Source organism: Bradyrhizobium sp. AUGA SZCCT0283 (genome assembly GCF_018130385.1).
GTDB lineage: Bacteria > Pseudomonadota > Alphaproteobacteria > Rhizobiales > Xanthobacteraceae > Bradyrhizobium.
Window position 1 is genome coordinate 90,781 of sequence record NZ_JAFCLU010000003.1, and the last position, 18,172, is coordinate 108,952.

The 18,172-nt window shown below is 62.7% G+C and carries 19 protein-coding genes; 12 read left to right on the forward strand and 7 right to left on the reverse strand.

What is annotated here, in order from left to right; all coding sequences use genetic code 11:
• The first annotated feature begins 34 nt into the window (after positions 1 to 34).
• On the forward strand, positions 35 to 415 hold the full coding sequence (locus JQ624_RS05960) for a winged helix-turn-helix domain-containing protein (protein ID WP_212417935.1): 381 nt from the start codon (positions 35 to 37) through the stop codon (positions 413 to 415).
• Between the two features lie 67 nt (positions 416 to 482).
• Positions 483 to 1,334, forward strand: a complete 852-nt coding sequence (locus JQ624_RS05965; protein WP_212417936.1) for an SDR family NAD(P)-dependent oxidoreductase — start codon at positions 483 to 485, stop codon at positions 1,332 to 1,334.
• Positions 1,335 to 1,477: 143 nt separating this feature from the next.
• On the opposite strand, the gene JQ624_RS05970 is transcribed toward JQ624_RS05965, so the two are convergent.
• The 7 genes from JQ624_RS05970 to JQ624_RS06000 all read right to left on the reverse strand — a co-directional run bounded on the left by JQ624_RS05970 (position 1,478) and on the right by JQ624_RS06000 (position 6,618).
• A complete protein-coding gene (locus JQ624_RS05970) occupies positions 1,478 to 1,684 on the reverse strand; it encodes a hypothetical protein (RefSeq protein WP_108519872.1) in 207 nt (68 codons plus the stop codon).
• Positions 1,685 to 1,777: 93 nt separating this feature from the next.
• The gene (locus tag JQ624_RS05975; RefSeq protein WP_212417937.1) at positions 1,778 to 2,977 is read right to left on the reverse strand and encodes a hypothetical protein; all 1,200 of its coding nucleotides are present in this window, start codon (positions 2,975 to 2,977) and stop codon (positions 1,778 to 1,780) included.
• Positions 2,974 to 4,023 carry a hypothetical protein gene (locus JQ624_RS05980; RefSeq protein WP_212417938.1) on the reverse strand — a complete coding sequence of 350 codons (1,050 nt, stop codon included), beginning with the start codon at positions 4,021 to 4,023 and terminating at the stop codon, positions 2,974 to 2,976. Before JQ624_RS05980 ends, JQ624_RS05975 begins: the two co-directional genes overlap by 4 nt.
• Positions 4,024 to 4,542: 519 nt before the next feature.
• A complete protein-coding gene (locus JQ624_RS05985) occupies positions 4,543 to 4,914 on the reverse strand; it encodes a hypothetical protein (protein ID WP_212417939.1) in 372 nt (123 codons plus the stop codon).
• 135 nt (positions 4,915 to 5,049) lie between these two features.
• Positions 5,050 to 5,469, reverse strand: a complete 420-nt coding sequence (locus JQ624_RS05990; RefSeq protein ID WP_212417940.1) for a hypothetical protein — start codon at positions 5,467 to 5,469, stop codon at positions 5,050 to 5,052.
• 133 nt (positions 5,470 to 5,602) lie between these two features.
• Positions 5,603 to 5,878: a YiaA/YiaB family inner membrane protein gene (locus tag JQ624_RS05995; protein WP_057851999.1), complete on the reverse strand. Its 276-nt coding sequence runs from the start codon at positions 5,876 to 5,878 to the stop codon at positions 5,603 to 5,605.
• Positions 5,879 to 5,922: 44 nt separating this feature from the next.
• On the reverse strand, positions 5,923 to 6,618 hold the full coding sequence (locus JQ624_RS06000) for a PspA/IM30 family protein (protein WP_212417941.1): 696 nt from the start codon (positions 6,616 to 6,618) through the stop codon (positions 5,923 to 5,925).
• Positions 6,619 to 6,721: 103 nt separating this feature from the next.
• On the opposite strand from JQ624_RS06000, the gene JQ624_RS06005 reads away from it, so the two are divergent.
• From JQ624_RS06005 to JQ624_RS06050, 10 genes are all read left to right on the forward strand, one after another.
• Complete coding sequence (locus tag JQ624_RS06005; RefSeq protein ID WP_212417942.1) at positions 6,722 to 7,333, forward strand: TetR/AcrR family transcriptional regulator; 612 nt, start codon at positions 6,722 to 6,724, stop codon at positions 7,331 to 7,333.
• Between the two features lie 174 nt (positions 7,334 to 7,507).
• Positions 7,508 to 7,993, forward strand: a complete 486-nt coding sequence (locus JQ624_RS06010; protein ID WP_212417943.1) for a hypothetical protein — start codon at positions 7,508 to 7,510, stop codon at positions 7,991 to 7,993.
• 91 nt (positions 7,994 to 8,084) lie between these two features.
• On the forward strand, positions 8,085 to 9,797 hold the full coding sequence (locus JQ624_RS06015) for an FAD-dependent oxidoreductase (protein WP_212417944.1): 1,713 nt from the start codon (positions 8,085 to 8,087) through the stop codon (positions 9,795 to 9,797).
• Between the two features lie 66 nt (positions 9,798 to 9,863).
• The gene (locus JQ624_RS06020; RefSeq protein WP_212417945.1) at positions 9,864 to 10,334 is read left to right on the forward strand and encodes a hypothetical protein; all 471 of its coding nucleotides are present in this window, start codon (positions 9,864 to 9,866) and stop codon (positions 10,332 to 10,334) included.
• A 113-nt stretch (positions 10,335 to 10,447) separates the two neighbouring features.
• Positions 10,448 to 11,956, forward strand: a complete 1,509-nt coding sequence (locus JQ624_RS06025; protein ID WP_312014381.1) for a glucan biosynthesis protein G — start codon at positions 10,448 to 10,450, stop codon at positions 11,954 to 11,956.
• A complete protein-coding gene (gene mdoH, locus JQ624_RS06030; protein ID WP_212417946.1) occupies positions 11,944 to 14,082 on the forward strand; it encodes a glucans biosynthesis glucosyltransferase MdoH in 2,139 nt (712 codons plus the stop codon). Before JQ624_RS06025 ends, mdoH begins: the two co-directional genes overlap by 13 nt.
• 130 nt (positions 14,083 to 14,212) lie before the next feature.
• Positions 14,213 to 15,979, forward strand: a complete 1,767-nt coding sequence (locus JQ624_RS06035; RefSeq protein WP_212417947.1) for an adenylate/guanylate cyclase domain-containing protein — start codon at positions 14,213 to 14,215, stop codon at positions 15,977 to 15,979.
• Positions 15,980 to 16,626: 647 nt separating this feature from the next.
• Positions 16,627 to 17,082, forward strand: coding sequence for a DUF5681 domain-containing protein (locus JQ624_RS06040; protein WP_212417948.1), 456 nt, complete (start codon positions 16,627 to 16,629; stop codon positions 17,080 to 17,082).
• Between the two features lie 22 nt (positions 17,083 to 17,104).
• On the forward strand, positions 17,105 to 17,605 hold the full coding sequence (locus tag JQ624_RS06045; protein ID WP_212417949.1) for a DUF5681 domain-containing protein: 501 nt from the start codon (positions 17,105 to 17,107) through the stop codon (positions 17,603 to 17,605).
• 62 nt (positions 17,606 to 17,667) lie between these two features.
• Positions 17,668 to 18,111, forward strand: a complete 444-nt coding sequence (locus tag JQ624_RS06050; protein WP_212417950.1) for a hypothetical protein — start codon at positions 17,668 to 17,670, stop codon at positions 18,109 to 18,111.
• Positions 18,112 to 18,172 lie beyond the last annotated feature (61 nt).

An 18,172-nucleotide genomic window follows, 5' to 3' on the forward strand; every position in this document is an offset into this window, starting at 1 on the left:
ACGTGTCGCCTCGAAGCGAGTGAGCACATCTTCCATGCAAAAACCGAACGGCAAGTCCCACCCTTCGCTCAGCGTCCGCATCGATATCGACGCAGGGGGGCGTATCGGTCCCGGCAAGATCGAGCTGCTCGAAACGATCCATCGAAGCGGTTCGATTTCCGCCGCCGGCCGGGCCATGGAAATGTCCTACAAGCGGGCGTGGGATCTGGTCGACGAGATCAACCGGATCTGCCGCCAGGCCGCCGTGGAGCGGCAGGCCGGCGGCAAGAACGGCGGCGGCGCGGTGCTGACGCCGTTCGGCCTCTCGCTGGTCGCACGCTACCGCAAGATCGAGCGCACCGCTGCAAGCGCGGCGCGCAAGGAATTGCAGGCATTGCGATCCGATATCGGCCGGGCGAAGAAACGCGCGGGCTGATCACAAGCGGAAAGTGTGCGATAACTGGACGCGCCGAGGTCCCCCCAAGCCGTCCAGGAAACTTTACATGCCCCATCCCGCCATGTCGCCGAACAATGTCGCCGTGATCACCGGAGGCGCGTCCGGTATCGGACTCGCGGCTGCGGCACATTTCGCCGGCCTCGGCATGAAGGTCTGCATCGCGGATATCGGGACTGACCGGCTCGCCGAAGCGGCTGCGAAACTGGCATCCGTCGCGAAGGGCGGCGCTGCCGACATCATGACGGCCTCCGTCGACGTCAGCCGCTTCGACGAAGTCGCCGGCCTGGAGACCGCGGTGCAAAAGCGGTTCGGCGGCACCGATATCCTGATGAACAATGCCGGCATCGGCCCCGACAGCAACAGTTTTGGTCCGCTGGAGAACTGGCAGCGCATCCTCGCGGTCAATTTGTGGGGCGTCATTCACGGCACGCAGGCTTTTGCACCGCGCATGATCGAACGCGCCCGCCCCGGCCTCATCATCAACACCGGCTCCAAGCAGGGCATCACGACGCCGCCGGGCAATCCCGCCTACAACGTCTCGAAGGCCGGCGTGAAGGCGCAGACGGAGGCGCTGCAGCACGAGTTACGGAACCTGCCGGGCTGCAGGATTTCAGCGCATCTGATGATTCCCGGTCACGTCTTCACCGCGCTGACCGCGCGTGGCCGCACCGAGAAGCCACCCGGCGCCTGGACGGCCGAGCAGACCGTCGACTTCATGATCGCGCGCATCGATGCCGGCGATTTCTACATCCTGTGCCCGGACAACGACGTGCCGCGACAGCTCGACGAACGGCGCATGCTGTGGGCCGCCGGCGATATAGTCGAAAATCGGCCGGCGCTGTCGCGCTGGCATCCGGATTATGCAGAGGCGTTTGCCAGGTTTGTAAAGGGGGAATAGCGGCAGTTGGTAGGGTGGGCAAAGGCGCGAAGCGACGTGCCCACCATCACGCACTCCGAAAGGAATGGTGGGCACGCGGAGCCTGTCATCGGGCGCGCGTTCGCGCGACCCGGTGGCTTTGCCCACCCTACAAACCGAAATCACTACAGCGTCACCTGCTTGTCGCCGCATTGCTTGCAGACGTATTTGACGCGGGTGGCGCCCTTTTCTGCCTGGACGCGGTTGGGCGCGCCGCATTTGCCGCAGACCGCCTCGATCCGGGTGTTGCCCTGCTTGACGACGAGGGCCTTCTTTTCCATCGTCTCGCGGATCAGGCGCTCGGCCTCCTCGCGCATCGCTTGCTTCGACATCGGCCTGCCCCGTCATGAACCGCTACGGCGGCGGTCTTATCACAATCGCGATGCATTTCGTAAGCCAGTCAAGAAAATTTGCGTGACGGAATGTCAGACGGTCTCCGGCGTCAGCGCCAGCAGGCGCCGCACCAGGGCCAGCGCCGTTTCCGTGGCCGGATCGGCCGAAATCACGGGAACCGCAAGCGCGATGACGTCGATCGGATCGTGCGACAGGACGATGAGATGCGTCGCGCTGTTGGCGGCGAGCAGCGATATCACGCGCTCGACGGCGGGATCGGACAATTTCAGCCCCCATGGCGCGTCGGGGCGGCGCAGCACCCGCACGCCCGACAGGAAATCGCGCAGCAGCGGCGGATCGTAAGCCAGGAGTTCGCTCTCGCGATAGCGCCGGGCGCTCTCGAAGATCGGATGGCGCGCGAGTTCCGCGATCAACGCGTCGCGCGTTCTGGCCGGCGACGCCGCGACGGAATTAAGCACGCCGGGCACCTGCGATTCAAAATGCGCGCGCAGCGCGTCGACCATCAGGCCGATGGTGAGGACGCCTGCGATCGCGATGGCGCAAAATCGCATGATTTGCGCCGCATCGACATCCGGCGCGACAAACGCCGCGGCGATACCGAGAAGCGCCGAACTCGACAGCCGCAACGCCGTCATTAGCAGCGCCTGACGCTGCGTCTCCGCGCCGCGTTCCGCGATCAGGATCGCGGTGACGACGAGCAATGCCCCCAAAGCCCCGAGCCTGACCGGAATATCCGGCATCAGCACCCTGAAATCCGTGACAATGAAGGGAATGACAAGGACGGCGCCGACGGCGAGGCGACCGATGCTGCGATTCTCGGACGCCATCAGCGTGGTCCGGTCGCGCGCCGCCAGCAGCCAGGCGCAGATGGCAAAGCCGCCAAGCTGGAACAAGACGAGCAGGACGGCAAAGGGCGCGGCAAAACGCTCCGATCCGACGGCGCCGGCGAGACCGAGCACGATGCCGCCGGTCAGAATGACGATCTTGGCCGGGCGCGGCGCATGACGCCGCAAAATCCCTTCGGTGACGATCAAGGCGCCGAGCGGGATCAGCGCGGCCGGGATCATCGACAAATTGTCAAGCACCCCGCTGCCGCTCCACCACGCCGTGCCGCGCACCAGGAACAGCAACGCGATGATGCCAAGCGCGATCAGAAGGCGCCGGGTCAGCGGGCTCCTGGGATCACGCCGGTAAAGCGTGGCCATGGCGACGCCAAGACCAATCGCGCCGCACAGGTTGACGATGGAATCGGCGATCATCTCCGGCGTCATGGGCCGTTCCCGTTTCCGGGTATCCGCGGCCGCAAGATACCGAAGGGCCGCGTATCGTCCATCCAGTGAACGGCGGGAAGCACCAGGCGCTGCAAGGCCAGCGCCGCGCCCGTCCCGAGCAGTGCCGGCAGCGAACCAGAGGGCACTTCGCTCAGGAGATAGCGGCGTGCGCCGGCAAGGTCGATGCGGCCGAGTTGCAGGACATCGTCGCCCCTGGCGTAGTCCAGCTCGCGGGCGCAAAACGCGTTGTATTGCTCGTCGCGATGTTTTGGCGCGGCTTCAAAGGTCTTCTTCAGCGCGTCCGATCCGCCGGTATAGGCATTGGTGATGACGAAGCGGGCTTCGTCGAAGCCGGCTTCCTCACCCACCCCGAACACGGCGCGGTGACGCGACATGATTCCGCGCGCCAGTTGCAGATGGGCAAAACTCTGGCGAGCGTCCGGATGCGGCGACGGAAAGACATCCGAAAAGGTCTGGCTGACCATGCCGACGACCGACGGCACCTGGGTGACGTTCGAGATCCATTTCGGACGCAGCCCGTCGCGGACAAACAGAACCAGCGCCGTCAGACCGTAGAGCACCCAGGACAGCCCCCGCCCGCGCTCCTCGGGATCGACCATGACAAGACCGAGATGGGTGACCTCGACAGGTTCGCCGTCGAGTTCGACCTCCATCACCGACAGCGCATTGAAGGCGATCGGCCGCCCGGTCGCTTCCTCAGAGATCAGCGTGACGATGGCGCGTGACAACCGTTCCCGGTCGCCGGAGAAAATGCCATAGGTGAGGCTTTCCTCAGGCAGTGTTTTGGCGGCCACGACACGCAGCTGCGATACCAGTTCGCCGAGTTCGACTTCCGAAAGCGACAGGCCGGGGGTTTCGACAATGCGCGTGACCAGGCCGGCATGGGTGCGAATGGTGAGATCGATGGTCGGCTGGCGCAGCGCCTTCAGCCAGAACACGCCATAGCCGCCCAGACATCCGGCCGCGGAGCGAACCTGCCCCAGAGCACGACGGATCGCCGAATTGCCGCTTGAGATTAACGCCATGCCACTTGCCCGCACTCGGTCCGGATCTGTGCGCCGGGCCCGTTAAGGAGCCATGAGTGCGACACGTTACGGTGGCAGGAGGGTAAACGATGTGTTGGTGACGTCAAACATCCCTGCGAGACAGGCGAACGGCGAATGCCGAAGCATCCGCCGCCCACCTTCGCCACGACCACGCCACAGGTTACGCGGTCTTGGAAATCATGCAGCCCTTCGAACTAGGCAGCCTTGGAAACTTCCATCAGCGCCAAACGAACCGTAGGTGAAGGTGACCCAGGCGTTGCTGTGATGCTGGATATTCTGATTCATGGCGCCGTCCTGCAAATGTGATTGCAAATGTGATTATGCGATAAAATATCGGTTTCAGACGGGTTGCATGCGTTTCGCGAGGCCATTGCGGAGCCGCCCGGAATTTCTGCGCCCGCGGCAGTTAAGGAGTCATGAAGTGAGCACCTTTAGGTTGTGTGAGGGTAAATGATACATTGAGCGGCGATGTCAAATGATTGATGACAAGCCAGTCCTTCACCACCACATGGCTCGTGAATTGTGCGAGAGCAGTGAACAGGTGCCCATGGCAAGTGCGCCGGTGATCGTGAACCGCATCAGCACATCTTGCGGCAACATTTTGCCGCCCAAAGCGAGAATCAGGCCGACTGCTATCGTTGCCCCGACGATGGCAGTCAATGGCACCCTCAAAGGGAGGGGCAAGGCGTGGGCAAAATATCCATCAACCGGCGCGGTGACTGCCGATACGATCACGCTGAAGATCAACGCCATCGCGGCGCCTTCACCGAACTCCCAATGGAATCGCCCGCGCGCGACGACTTCGTTGAGCGTGGCTCCAAAAAGTCCCAATATTGGACCCAGCAACAGGAACACGAACGTTCTTTTCATCGAAGACAGCCCTTCACCGCCAAGGTTCGAACGGCTGGAGGCCGCCCCCGACAAGCGAACGGCGGATGCCGAAACACCCGCCGTCCACCCTCGCCAGCACCGCATCACGGGTTACGCGGTCCGTACATCCGTTCCTCACGCACAGGCCGGTTCAATCAAATGCTGTCGCCGGTTGCCATCATCATCCGACAACAGCGAGCACAGGCCCATCGGCAGCAGCAAGAAGAAGCCTGCGCAGAGTGCGCCGTTCATGACCTCTGGCGGCACTGGCCTTGAGAACATGATCGTGAACAAGGTGAGAAACAGGCCGCTGGCCAAGGACGCGCCGATAGCTGCGGTCAGAGATGCCCTCAAGAGCGATGGCAAACCCCGCGCAAGATACCCGTCCATGAGCCCGGTGATCGCCGATACAGGCAAGGCGAACAGAAAGGACGCTGTTGCGCATATTGCAACGAAAGCATCATCGATCCGACCCGCGATGGCAACAGCGACCATCCACACCGCTAGCGTGACCAGCAAAGGGCCCAGCAGAAGAAACGTCACGGTTCGTTTCATTGAAGTCGATCCTTCCTTTGAGTCTTTGACGCGAAGCCGGATCGCAGGGATTTCTCGATCACGCCTGGCTGCCGAAACAGGCGGCGAATGCCGAAGCACCCGCCGCCCGCCCTCGCCAGCACCGCGTCACAGGTTACGCGGCCTTGGAAACTTCCATCAGCAGCCGCTCGGCCTTGGCGTCCTCGATACGGTTCACCAGCTTGCCGCTCTCGTGCATGTCGCGCACGGTCTTGGTCAGGGTGACGCAGGACTGCACGAGCATCACGATGCCCATCGCGAGATAGCCCTTGATCCAGAGATCGAGCGGCAGGAAGAACACGCCGATGGCGACCATGAAGGCCGAGGCGGAAAACGAAACATAGGTGAAGGTAACCCAGGCACCGCTGTGGGGTTGGACGTTCTGGTTCATGATAATCTCCTGTTTGATATGGGTTTAATCGATCAGATTCAGTTTCAGGCAGCTTGCGTGCGTTTGGCGTTCAGCCGCGCGAGCACGTCATCCGCGGTTGATTTCAGCCGAGGGCCAAAGCCCTGTTCGGCGAGCTTTTCGGCGGTCGCCAGCGGACCGCTGGCGGCATCGAGTTCGATCAGGGCGTCGGCCGCAGCCTGTGCCTCGATCTGCCGTTCACGCAGCCGCTTCAGCGTGTTCTCTGCCTCCGGCAGCGTGGATTCGTAGGGACGCGCGGCTTCGATGCCGCCCCGGCGCAGCGCGCGAACCGCTTCTGAGGCGCGGGCGATACGGCGGCCGCGATCGAGCTCGGTGATGCGCGCCTCCGCATTGGCGACCTGGCGCTTCATGCGGGTGATTTCGGATGCAAACAGCGTCCGCGCGGTCATCGCGGCGTCGCGGTCAGCCTCGAGATTGGCAATCGATTGCGCCGCCTCGCGGGCGAGATCTTCCCGGCCGCCATCAAGTGCTGCGGTGGCGCGGACTTCGAGATCGGCGATCCGGGCGTTGGTGGTGTCGAGACGGCGGCCCTCCTGCTGGTCGCCTGCGATCGCCAGCGCCAGCGTGCGCTTGGAACGTTCGACGGCAGCGGCCGCATCGCGCATCTGCTGGTCGAGAATGAGAAGCGCCGAGCGGTCTTCCAGTTCTTCCCCGGCGGCAGCCACGCTGCCCCGGAAGAGCGTCAAAACAGTTTTGAACATTGTTGGCTCCCTGTGTTATGAGCATCGCTCATGAATTACCTGTAGCACCATCGTGAGCATTGCTCAAGAACTATTTTGAGCGACGCTCAAGAATTGGCAAATAATGTCTAAAGCACTGGAAAGACGAGCAAAATTTAGGAAAGAACTGATCCTGGCGGCGGAACGAAGCATCGCCGCGGGTGGATTGGCAAGCCTGAAGACGCGGGAGCTGGCGCGGGAAATCGGCGTCGCCAATGGCGCGGTCTACAATCTCGTCGAGGACATGGACGAACTGATCCTGCGGGTGGGGTCGCGAACGCTTGCGCGGCTGGATGCTTCCCTCACCGCAGCCGAAGCGCAGGGCTTAACCTCTCCTCGCGATACGCTGGTGCGCATCGCGGTCGCCTATTGCGATTTCGCCGCTGAAAATCTCGAACTGTGGCGCGCGCTGTTCGAACACCGGATGGCGCCGGGCAAGCCCGTTCCGGAATGGGCGGTCAGTGAACAGATGGATCTGTTTCGCCATATCTATCGTCCGCTCGCCAACCTCTTTCCAGAGCGAACGCCGGCCGAACTGGGCGTGACGGCGCGAAGTCTTTTCTCGGCCGTTCACGGCATGGTGCTGCTCGGCCTCGAGCAAAAGCTGATCGCGGTGCCGGTCGAGGCGCTGCGGAAGGAAATTGCGACCATCGTCGGCGCGATGGTCGATGGGCTGACGGCGAAGCCACTGATTTGAGTCGTAGGTGGGTAAAGCCACCGGGGCGCGGCGCAAGCGCTTTACCGAGGGGGCCGCCCTGCCCGAACTGCACAGCGCGCCGGAGTTGCCGTTCGCAACACGAAATATTCGCGGCTGGCGAAGCGCGCCGGCTGTGGTACGGAGGGCGAGCGCGCATCCGCAAAGGAGATGAAAATGAAATCCGGCAGGCTGGCGATTCTCGCCGTCTCGCTTTTCACCGCCGGCGCATCCACCGCGTCGGCCGCCCCGGCAACGGCCAACGGATCCGCGGCGCTGGCGCTCGCAGGCGTCGTGGCGCTGTATTCGCCGCTGCTGACGGCGGATGAACGCGAGGCCGTCTCGGCGTTCTTCGTCGGGCAGAGCGGCGTGCGCTACGCCAAAAAGATTTCGGTCACCGCGGACAAGATCATCTGCCGCGTCAGCAATGTCGATATCACGGCGCGCTCCTGCGAACTGACGTTCAAGGGGGCCAAGCAAACCATCACCGGACGCCGGGCCAGCGAAATCTTTGCGACCGAAGCCATGGCCGGTGTGCCATCCGACGGCGCCGCCGGATCGGTGTCCGAAAGCCTCTCCAAGCTGAACTGCACGCTCGATCCGGCCGAGATCAGGCAGAAGACCGGCGGCCGCGCGACGTGTTCGTTCGAAACCGGGAATTGAGGGGAAGCAGGCACCATCGCCGCGTGATTGACAGGCCGATCGATCCCAACCCAAATGGCCGCCTAAGGAATAAGCAAGCAAGGCGGATCGCGTGGCGGGCAACGAGCAAGAAACTTACGAATGCGACGCGCTGGTGGTGGGCTCGGGCTGCGCCGGCATGTCGGCGGCGGTCACCGCGGGGCATCACGGCCTCAATGTTCTGATCGTCGAAAAGGAGCCGCGCTTTGGCGGCACCACCGCCCGCTCCGGCGGCTGGCTCTGGATTCCCGGCACCTCGCTGGCGAAGGCCTGGGGTATTGAGGAAAGCCCCGATCAGGCGAAGACCTATCTGCGGCATGAGGCCGGCAACAGCTTTGACGCCGCGCGCGTTGATGCGTTTCTCGCCGCCGGTCCCGAAGCGGTGGATTTTTTCACCGGCAAGACCGCAGTGCGCTTCGACATGCCGCTGACCTTTCCGGATTATCATGCCGAAGCCCCGGGCGGCACGCAGGGCGGCCGCTCGATGGTGACGCGGCCGTTCGACGGCCGCGAACTGGGCGAGCACATCAAGACTCTCGGCAGTCCCCTCCCCGAACTCACGGTGTTCGGCATGATGCTGGGATCGGGCAAGGACATCGTCCACTTCATGCGCGCGACCAAATCGCTGACCTCGGCGATCTATGTGGCGAAGCGCCTGTCGAAGCATGCGATCGACGTGCTGCGCCATGGTCGCGGCATGACCTTGACCAACGGCAATGCGCTCGCCGGCCGCCTCGCCAAATCGGCGTTCGACCTGAAGATACCGCTGTGGCTGTCGTCGCCGGTGCACGAACTGGTCGTCGAGGACGGCGCGGTGCGCGGCGCGATCGTCGAACGCCAGGGAAAACTGGTCCGCGTCAACGCCAAGCGCGGCGTCGTGCTGGCCTGCGGCGGCTTCCCGCATGACGTCGCAAGGCGCAAGGCGATGTTTCCGCACGCGCCCAGCGGCGCCGAGCATTTCTCGCCGGGTCCCGTCGGCAACACCGGTGACGGCTTGCGATTGGCGGAGGCCGCGGGCGGCCGTATCGAGGATAATTTGCCGAATGCCGCGGCCTGGGTGCCGGTATCGATCACCGAGCGCAAGGACGGCAGCAAGGGCGTGATGCCGCATTTCATCGACCGCGCCAAGCCCGGCGTCATCGCCGTGATGCGCGACGGCCGGCGTTTCGCCAATGAAGGCAATTCGTACCACGACTTCGTGCAAGCGATGGTGAAGGCGGCGAAGCCGGGCGAAGAGATCACGGCGTATCTCGTGTGCGATCATCGAGCGTTGCGAAAATACGGCCTTGGATGCGTGCCGCCGTTTCCGATGCCGCTGCGCCATCATCTCGCGACCGGCTATCTCAAGCGCGGCGCCACGCTGGCCGAACTCGCCGACCGCACCGGCATCGACCGGCAAGGGCTCGAGGCCACGATCGCCGAATTCAATGCATCAGCCGCGGAAGGCCGCGATCCCGCCTTCGGCAAGGGCTCGCGCGCCTATAACCGCTACCAGGGCGATGCGCTGCATGGCCCGAACCCCTGCGTCGCGCCGATCAAGGACGGACCGTTCTATGCGATCAAGCTGGTGATCGGCGATCTCGGCACCTATGCCGGCATCAGGACCGACGAACACGCGCGTGCGCTGGACGAACACGGCCAGCCGATCGCAGGCCTTTATGCCGCCGGCAACGACATGGCGAGCATCATGGGCGGCAACTATCCCGGCGCCGGCATCACGCTCGGACCCGCGCTGACGTTCGGGTATATCGCGGGCAAGCACATCGCGGGTGCAGCCGCGCCCTAGAAATGACTGGAGCTGGAACGAACGTCGATCGATTCGATTGTCTCGAATCGAACCGGAGATCGATCCATGCGCGCGCAAGCCCTGGCCGCAGCCCTCGCCGTCTTGGCCCTCACTCCCGCGCTCGCCTTTGCCGGGGATACCGAATGGCGGCGATACGTGATCCCGAGCTCCGGGACCAGCGTCGACATGCCGGTCTCGATCTTCACCAGCGATGCCGGACCGCCTGAGGGCGGAACCGGGCGACGGTTTTTCACCGAAGACCGCCGCGCCGATCTGACGGTGCAGTCCGTTCCCAATCCCGAGAACGATTCACCCGCGACGTTCCTGGCCAAGCAGCGACCGCCTGCCGGCATCATCTACAAGCGGATCACACCTGATTTCTTCGTCGTGTCCAGCATCCGCAAGGACCGGATCTGGTACAACCGCTGCAACCGCGGCAACGGCACCATGAATTGCGTGCTGATCAACTATCCCGCCGCGGAGAAGCGCCAGTGGGACAGCGTGGTTACGCGGATAAGCCGCACCCTGCGGAGCTAGCACGGTCCGCGTGACCGGATCGGGAAAAACCGGAAGTTCTGTTCCGAAGCGAGGAACCGTCGCACGTGCACTGCGTTGCCGAGGGTCGTCGTTAGTAACCGCGAGGTTGTTTCGTGAATCGCAGGGATTTCCTCGCCGCTTCCGCGTTGCCGTTGGTATCCGGGATGGCGCCGGGGCTCTTGTCACCAGCGCATGCCCAGCCCGCGCCGTTCGACCGGTCCATTGTGCGGCAAATGGCGCGCGATCTCGCAAGCAAGCCGTACAAGGCTCCGAGCGAAAAACTGCCCGACAGTCTCGCCGATATCGACTACGACCATTATCGAGCGATCCGGTTCTTGCCCGAGCGCGCACTCTGGCGCGGCGAAAAGCTTGCATTCGAGGCGCAGTTCTTCCATCGCGGGTTCTTCTACAAGAACCGGGTCGACATCTTCGAGGTGAGGAACGGCCAGGCATCAAAAATCGCTTACCAGCCCGACTTTTTTTCGTTCGGCGATCTGACGCCGCCGGGGCCGGCGGTGGACCTCGGCTTCGCCGGCTTCCGACTGCATGCGCCGATCAACAAACCCGACTACTACGATGAGGTTTGTGTCTTTCTCGGCGCAAGCTATTTCCGCGCAGTAGCCAAGGGCCAATTATACGGCCTTTCGGCGCGCGGCCTGTCGATCAACACCGGCGAAGCCAGGGGCGAAGAATTCCCGTTCTTCAAGACATTCTGGATCGAGAAGCCGGCACCAGGCGCCAATTCCATCGTCGTGCACGCCTTGCTCGACAGCGAGAGCGCCGCGGCGGCCTATCGTTTCACCATCCGGCCCGGCAACACCACCGTGTTCGATGTTGAAATGGCGATCTATCCGCGCGTGGATCTGGATCATGTCGGCCTCGCACCGATGACCAGCATGTTCTTCTTCGGACCGAACGACCGCAAGGATGTCGAAGACTTCCGTCCCTCGGTCCACGATTCGGATGGGCTTGCGATCTTCAATGGCCGCGGCGAGGAGCTTTGGCGGCCGCTGCATAATCCAAGGGACCTGCAAGTCTCTTCGTTTGCCGATCTCAACCCGCGGGGCTTCGGCCTGATGCAGCGTCAGAAGGATTTTGCCGCCTACCAGGATCTGGAATCGAATTTCGAGCGCCGGCCGAGCCTGTGGGCGGAGCCGATCGGCGATTGGGGCGAAGGCGCGGTGAAGCTGCTCGAAATCCCCACCAAGGAAGAGATTCACGACAACATCGCGTCGTTCTGGCTTCCCAAGGCTGCCTTGGCCGCCAAGGGCGAGCACACCTACACCTATCGTTTGCACTGGGGACCGGATGTGCCGAAGCCCACCTCGCTCGCACGATTTTCCCGAACCGGCATCGGCGCGCGAGGCGACAACGCCACGATCTTCGTGCTCGACGTCACCGGCGAGCGGCTGAAATCGGTCGACCCGAAAATCCTGCGCGGCGTCGTGACGGCCGAGAAGGCGAAAATCCAGAACATCGTCACCCAGCCAAACCCGGCGACCGGCGGCTGGCGATTGAGCTTCGAGCTGTTGAAGGAAAAGACCCCGGTCGAAATCCGCGCATCGCTCATGCAGGACAATGAGGCGATATCGGAGAGCTGGGTCTATCGATGGACACCCTAGCAAAAATCCGCGCGCCTGAGACCGGCGAGATCCCGTTGAACGAATTTCTTCCCCGGGAAGCGCCGATGCATATGGCGGCGCAGCCGTTGCGGCGGTTCGAGCCGCAACCCGCGCCGCGCTTTGCACCGATGTGGGCCCGGCGCGGCTTCGTCCTGACCGGCACCGCATTCCTGACCGCGGCGGGCTGTTACGAGATGTACCGGGTTCTCCAGGTCGGCGGTGTCACGGTCCTGGAATCGATCATCCTTGGACTGTTCGTGCTGCTGTTTGCATGGATCGCCTTCTCCTTCATGTCGGCGCTTGCCGGCTTCTTCGTGCTGCTAACCAGGAAGAAGGACGAGCTTGGCATCGACCCCAGGGCTCCCCTGCCCGCGATCCACAGCCGGACCGCGATGCTGCTACCGACTTACAACGAGGATCCCTATCGTGTCCTGGCTAGATTGCGCGCAACTTATGAATCGGTCGAGGAGACAGGGCACGGCGTGCGCTTCGACTGGTTCGTGCTAAGCGACACCACCGATCCCGTGACCTGGATCGCCGAGGAAAAATGCTTTCTGAAGCTGCGACAGGACGTCGGCAGCGCGGCCGCGATCTTCTATCGCCATCGCACCGAGAACACCGCGCGCAAGTCGGGCAATATCGAGGAATGGGTCCGGCGGTTCGGCGCCAATTATGAGTGCATGCTGATTCTGGATGCCGACAGTCTGATGACCGGCGACAGCGTCGTTCGCCTCGTGGCCGCCATGGAGTCGCACCCCAAAGCTGCGCTGATTCAGACGCTGCCTGTCATCGTCAATGCAAGATCGCTGTTCGCGCGCTGGCAGCAATTCGCCGGGCGATTGTACGGCCCGATGCTGGCCGCGGGGATCGCGTGGTGGCACGGCTCCGAAGGCAATTACTGGGGCCACAACGCCATCATTCGCGTCCGCGCCTTTGCGCAATATGCGGGGCTGCCCGAACTCAGGGGACGCAAGCCGTTCGGCGGGCATATCATGAGCCACGACTTCATCGAGGCGGCGTTGATGCGGCGCGGCGGCTGGGCGATCCACATGGCGCCGACGCTTCGCGGCAGTTACGAGGAATCTCCGCCGACACTTTCGGATTTCGCCGCCCGCGACCGGCGCTGGTGCCAGGGCAATCTGCAGCATCTGGCGCTGCTGCCGACCCGCGGCTTTCACTGGGTATCGCGGCTTCATCTGCTGACGGGAATCGGATCGTATCTCACCGCGCCGCTCTGGCTGATTTTTCTCGTATTCGGAATACTCGTCTCGCTGCAGGCGCAGTTTGTCCGGCCCGAATATTTCCCGAAGGGATATTCGTTGTTCCCGCAATGGCCGGCACAGGATCCGGTCCTGGCGGCGTGGGTGTTCGCTGGCACGATGGGCATGCTGATCGCGCCAAAATTTCTCGCGTTTATCGTGCTCCTGACGAACCGCGACACCCGCAAGAAATTCGGCGGCAGCTTTCGCGTGGTTGTCAGCATCCTCGCCGAGACCGTGCTTTCGGGCCTGACCGCGCCTGTCATGATGATCTTCCAGTCGTCCGCCGTCGGCGAAATCCTGTTCGGGCGCGATGCCGGATGGCAAGTTCAGCGCCGCGACGACGGCGAGGTCTCGCACCGGGACACGGTCAACACCTATGCGGTGCCGACATTGGTCGGGATCGCCATGGCGGTGGCCGCCTATGCCGTCTCGCTGCCATTGCTGCTTTGGATGACGCCGGTGATCCTCGGCCTGCTGCTTTCCATTCCAATCGCAATATTGTCGTCATCGTCGAGCCCGAACCGCAGGTCCAGACTGTTCAAGACCCCGGAGCAGACCGCACCGCCACCGGTACTAGCAAGGGCCAATGAACTGGCCAGCGCGCCGCATTCGCCGCTCGCCTGCCCGCTGCACGAGTTGCGCCGCGATGCCGCGCTGCGTGAGGCGCATCTGAACAATCTTTCCGGACAAAGGCCGCGAAAGCGCGGCGAGGTCGATCCGCATCTCGCGATTGCGCGCGCGAAAATCGAAGATGCTGAAACCTTCGAGGAGGCGGCGAGCTTTCTCGGCGCGCGGGAGAAGTTCGCGGTGCTCAAGTCGCCTGCGGTTCTCGCCGTTCTATTCGAACTGCCAGATTCGGCGTAATTGCAGAACCCACCTTCCTACCGCTTGAGATAGAACTGCGGCTGCCGTCATCCCGGATGCATCCTTGCATCCGGATGTATCCTTGGCGCACGCGGCAAATCTGCTAGACTGCTTGCCAGCGAGGCGGAAAATGGAAGCGCCCGGACCCGAGCGAAGACTCGCTGCGGTCCTTGCCGCCGACATGGTCGGCTACAGCCGGCTGATGGAGGTCGACGAGGCGGGAACACTTGCACGCCTCAAGACCCATCGCCTTGAGCTCATCGATCCCTCCATTGCCAAGAACCGCGGCCGCATCATCAAGACGACCGGCGACGGCATGCTGGTGGAGTTCCACAGCGTCGTAGACGCGGTGACCTGCGCCGCCGAAGTCCAGCGCCGGATGGCGCGGCGCAATGCCGACGTGTCGCCGGCGCGATGGATCCAGTTCCGCATCGGCATCAACCTTGGCGACGTGATCATCGAGGAGAACGATATTTTCGGCGATGGCGTCAACGTCGCGGCGCGTCTCGAGGTGCTCGCCGAGCCCGGCGGCATCTGCGTCTCGGGCGCCGTGCGCGATCAGGTCGGCGACCGGCTTGACGACGTCGCCTTTGAGGATCTCGGCAACCAGAACGTCAAGAACATCACCCGCCCGATCCACGTCTTTCGGGTGCGGTTCGAGCCGGATGCCGCCGCGGCGCCGGTGAGCGGCAAGGACAGCGCGACGGCGACAATCACGACCAGGAAGCCGTCGATCGCCGTGCTGCCGCTGGTCAACATGAGCGGCGATCCGGAGCAGGAATTCTTTGCCGACGGCCTCACCGAGGACATCATCACCGAGCTGTCGCGCTTCCGCGACCTTCTCGTCATCTCGCGCAACTCGACCTTCGTGCACAAGGGCAAAGCCGTAAAGGTGCAGGAAGTCGCGCGCGAGCTCGGCGTCGAATACGTCCTCGAAGGGAGCGTGCGCAAGGTCGGCGATCGCGTTCGCGTCACCGTGCAGCTGATCGACGCGCAAACCGACCGGCACGTCTGGGCCGAACGTTATGACCGCAAGCTCGAGGATATCTTCGCTATCCAGGACGAGGTGACTGGCGCGATCGTGGCCACGCTTCCCGGCCGCGTCGAAGCGGCGACGCAGGAACGCGCGAAGCGCAGTCGAACCGACAACATGGCCGCGTATGAGTGCGTCCTCGCCGCCAAGGTGCTGCACCACCGCTCGCAGCGGGAAGCCAACGCCGAGGCGCAGGTTCTGCTCGACCGCGCCATCGCGCTCGATCCGGATTACGCGCACGCGCATGCCTGGAAGGCGTGCGTGCTGGGCCAGACCTGGGTCTATGGATGGTGCGCGGATCGTGACGCCACCTTTCAGCAGGTGGCTGACGAGTTGCAGATCGCGCTGGCGCTCGACGACAACGACAGCGACGTGCACCGCATCCTGGCTGCGGTGAACCTGACGCGCGACGATCATGACCGGGCGGCCTACCATCAGGAGCGGGCACTCGCGCTCAATCCCAACTACGACATCGTCGTGGTGCAGCAGGGCGAGTTTCTGACCTGGTTGGGACGGCCGGAGGAGGGGATCGACTGGATCAGGAAGGCGATGCGCCTCAATCCGTACCACCCCGAGCGCTTCTGGAACCATCTCGGTCGCGCCTGCTACTGCGCCGAGAAATACGCCGATGCCGCCGAGGCTTTCGCGCGAATCACGCGCCCCGACTACACGCATCACGCCTTCCTCGCCGCAACCTTCGCGCAGATGGGCAATGGCGTTGCCGCCGCGGCGCATGCCGCAGAGGTCGTGAAGCTCGAACCGGGTTTCTCGGTGGCGGCCTATCTCGCCACCCAGCACTACAAGCAGGAAGCCGATCGCAGGCGTCACGAGGCCGGCCTTCTCAAGGCCGGCCTGCCGGCGTGAGCGATGCGGTACGAGCCCGGCTTCGCCCTTCGGGCTACGCCGCGGCAGCCTTCGCTTGCTTCGCTACGATAGGACTGAGTGTGGCTTGCCGAGCCGTAGCTTGCGAAGCAAGCGAAGGCTGGTGGTGTGCGCAGTCACCTACGAACCGGTCTCTGACTCGACTATGGGAATTAACAGGGCAAATTCGCGAATCCGGGCCTTTTTCGTGATCCCCAGTATGAATTAACCCTGTGCTGCAGGCGTTTTTACTAGAAATTCCGGTGCAAGCAGCCCGGGAATTTTTCAATCGCCGACGTGAATTTGTTTGGGCCTAGCCCGAAAATAATGCCGATGCGCGCGCAGGTATCACGCCGGCGGCTAACAAGCCTGGACCGCGGCGCCTTGCATCATCGTTGCAGCGATGCAGCGGTTCTACGGCCCCCGATCCTTGAATTTTCGTCAGGAAAGCCTATTTTGATTTTGCCTGAGATGGGTCTGGTTGGAGGCGTGGCATGGGTCACGGTTTTCACCCCGTTGCGAGCGGATAGCCGGCATGGGTCGGGGCCGCTCTTAAGGTACCTCGACGCTGCATGGGCAGATTGCGTGGTTTCGGTACAACCGGAGCTGCGCTTTTTTTATAGCGCGAGCTCCCAACCACGGAGCTTTCCATGAACGAATACAAGGTTGGCTATAAGAAGCCGCCCAAAGAACACCAATTCAAACCTAATCATCAAACGGCCGCCCGCCCGACTGGCGGTAAGCGAAAGGAGGATAGCCTCGACGTTGCCAGCTGGATCGACAAGCCGCTGAAGGTCAAGCGGGGCGCCAAGTCGGTCAGAATGCACCCGCACGAGGCCGCCATGAACTCGCTCGGCAAGAGAGCCCTAAATGGCGAGCACCGGGCGGCGAAGGAGTTTCTCAAGCAATGCGAGATCGCGGGAATGCTTTCGCCGCAGCAACTGGAGAAGATGCACGGCGTGTTCGACGCACCGCGAGGTGTTGATCTCAGGGTAGCTAAAGTAATGTTCGAGACCTACGGCTTCCCGCCTTGGGAGCGGGATGAACAGGCCGCCATCGAGGCCGAAATTAAGCACGATGAGACGCGCATCGAAAAACTATACTAGAAATTTTTAGAGGATTTGGACCATGAATGATGCACTTAAATCTCCGCCGGGGCGCAAACCGCCCCCGGCGGAACACCAATTTCTCAAGGGAACGTCAGGCAACAAGAGAGGCCGGCCAAAAGGCTCTGTCGACCTGAAAAAGCTCACCTGCAAAGTCGCTCGAAAGAAGCATACCGTTAAGGTCGACGGCAAGATCTTGCGTAAAACGCTGCTGCAGTTGGTTATCGAGTCGACGGCCAGGCAAGCTGCCATGGGCGTGCCCTCGATGGTCGCACTCTTCGCCCAGATCCGCGCGAAGGTCAGTCCGACTCAGGACGAGGAAAAGAACGGTTTCATGCTCGCCCCGGCAGATCTGCCGAAGCAAGAGTTCATCGCGCAAGAAGAAGCTCGAAACGCCAACGCGCAAGATCCGTCGGATACGGATTACGTTAATCATAAAGTCGACGAAATGTGCAAGGCGGCCAAGGGAATCGACAGTCCCCTAGGCGAGGCCCTGTTGGCCTTCCATAGACGTTGGGGCTAGCTATCCACCGGGCGAATCGCTGGTACAGCTAGCCTTGCGGTGCGGACGCACGGGGAGGCCTGATGTCATCACGTCCAAGTCTTTTTGACCTCTTCGATGCAACAAGCCTGCTGAACCTGGAGCGGCGCCTCGCCGAGGGCAAAATTCCGACCGCTGAGGAACTGGCCGCCGTGCTGGAGGCAAATTCCGCGGAGCCACTGCCGGCATGGTTTTCCGCCTTGGTCGTAAAAAGCCTGCGCGGTGAACTGAAGAAAAAGCGTGGTCGACCAAAGGATGAGAACCCGCTTTCCAGCATTTACTTCCAATTCGCCATGGCCAAATATCATCAGTACCTACCTCGGTTGCAGAAACGCGAGCGCTCGGTTGGGCTGGGCGGATGGCCTACCCTGCGCGGCAAACCCTGGTGGCACGGACCGCCCCACGAACGTGCGGCCCGAATGGCCACGGCGCGCTGGCTTCCCCACATCGACTGGCGATCGTTTTTGAACCGCGTCTCGTCTTCATAATAATTCCAGCCGATTTATCCTGAATGATTGCTGCGGTTGCGGGCCTTAGGACCTCCTAATT